General features: G+C 57.8%; 1 rRNA gene. It reads left to right on the top strand.

The annotated features are described in order from the left end of the window. A 16S ribosomal RNA gene (locus tag GT030_RS16985) occupies positions 1-387 on the top strand; the annotation flags it as partial. Positions 388-574 lie beyond the last annotated feature (187 nt).

The following is a 574-nucleotide window of genomic DNA, read 5'->3' as shown; positions in this document are numbered from 1 at the left end:
GCCGGGGTCAACTCGGAGGAAGGTGGGGACGACGTCAAGTCATCATGCCCCTTATGTCTTGGGCTGCACACGTGCTACAATGGCAGGTACAATGAGCTGCGAAACCGTGAGGTGGAGCGAATCTCAAAAAGCCTGTCTCAGTTCGGATTGGGGTCTGCAACTCGACCCCATGAAGTCGGAGTTGCTAGTAATCGCAGATCAGCATTGCTGCGGTGAATACGTTCCCGGGCCTTGTACACACCGCCCGTCACGTCACGAAAGTCGGTAACACCCGAAGCCGGTGGCCCAACCCCTTGTGGGAGGGAGCTGTCGAAGGTGGGACTGGCGATTGGGACGAAGTCGTAACAAGGTAGCCGTACCGGAAGGTGCGGCTGGATCACCTCCTTTCTAAGGAGCACATAGCCGACTGCAAGCAAATGTCTTGCACGGTTGCTCATGGGTGGAACGTTGACTATTCGGTCCGGATCTCGGGTCGGAGGCTTGCCAGTACTGCTCTTCGGAGCGTGGAACGCATGATCTCCGGACGGTTTCGGGCCGGGCACGCTGTTGGGTGTCTGAGGGAATGAATCCCCTC

This window comes from Streptomyces sp. SID1328, from assembly GCF_009865595.1.
GTDB classification, from domain to species: domain Bacteria; phylum Actinomycetota; class Actinomycetes; order Streptomycetales; family Streptomycetaceae; genus Streptomyces; species Streptomyces griseoluteus.
This window is presented reverse-complemented; position numbering and strand designations above follow the sequence as displayed.